General features: G+C 60.4%; 2 protein-coding genes. One reads left to right on the forward strand and one right to left on the reverse strand.

The genetic code is table 11. The features are described 5' to 3' along the window. A partial coding sequence (locus EOA22_RS34860) for an alpha/beta hydrolase (protein ID WP_245478778.1) occupies positions 1-277 on the reverse strand: 277 nt, incomplete at its 3' end. A gap of 418 nt (positions 278-695) precedes the next feature. Between EOA22_RS34860 and EOA22_RS34865 the strand changes: the two genes are divergently transcribed. After that, entirely contained in the window at positions 696-923 is a 228-nt protein-coding gene (locus EOA22_RS34865; protein ID WP_013896614.1) for a DUF680 domain-containing protein, read from the forward strand. Positions 924-1,048 lie beyond the last annotated feature (125 nt).

The raw sequence follows: 1,048 nt of genomic DNA on the forward strand, positions 1-1,048 counted from the left end.
CGGGTCCGCCGTAGGAATGCCCCACCAGCACGATCGGTCCGGGAACCGACCGGATGATGGCCGAGACCGCCGCGGCATCGCTGGCGACGCTGCGGAGGGGATTGGCTGCCGCCTTTGCCATATAGCCGTCCCTGCCGAGTTTGGTTATGACCGCGTCCCAACTCGACGATTCGGCGAAGGCCCCGTGCACCAGCACGATCGTCGGCTTGGGCTTCGCTCCGGCCGCCTGCGCCGTTGCGCCACCCGCGACGGCAAGCGCGGCGGCCAGCGCCAGGATTCCAGTGACATTTCGCATTTGCTTTCTCCTTTGTCGGCCTTCCGTTTGACCAATGTGGAGAAGGATGCGCCGATCCGGGGCGCCGACCTATTGTGCGGAATGGTCGGTCATACGATGCCAAGGTGCAGGGTGGGTCATCGCTGCGATCAGGTGACCTGGGTATTCCGCACGCGGATCGCCGGCAGCGCAGGAGTTCGTGACCAGTACAAATCCATGGAGCTGCTGCCTCCAAACACCACTGCCGCCCCGGCGTAACGGCAAGACTCCCACCGCGAACGACATTGCCCCTGACCTTAGGCCTTCACAGCCCATGCTTTCGTATGGATCAAGCAGCCACATCGTCTGATCGTTCCGCAATGACGCAGCATTTATATTGCTATTGTGAATACGATCCAAAATTAACCATGGAGTTACCAAAATGAAGAACACATCTCTTGCTGCCGCAATCCTTCTTGTTGCAGCAGGAAACGCCGTCGCCGGAAGCGATCACTACGGATCAAACTCGGTCCAGCAACCCGCAACTTCTTCCGAGAGCATGCACACCTCCTCGATCAGGAAGACGGGCAACGATGCCGGCGTGCAGGAGACCGTGCGCAAGCCGATTGCTCCCAGCAAGGACCCGGGCCAGGGCATCTGGGGTCACTAGCACCCGAAAATTGTAGAACCTGGAAGGACCGGGGCGTCGCCCCGGTCCTCTTCACGCTTTCCAAAGGACCTTGAAAGTGCGTGGGGGCCCTGACACAGGTTCTGAGACCGGGGAGCTATAAAACC

This window comes from Mesorhizobium sp. M7A.F.Ca.US.014.04.1.1 (assembly GCF_003998745.1).
Classification (GTDB): Bacteria; Pseudomonadota; Alphaproteobacteria; order Rhizobiales; family Rhizobiaceae; genus Mesorhizobium; species Mesorhizobium ciceri.

Excerpts from the sequence above, each read along its gene's own strand:
- EOA22_RS34865 (WP_013896614.1), top strand. The coding sequence starts at position 696 with ATGAAGAACACATCTCTTGCTGCCGCAATCCTTCTTGTTGCAGCAGGA.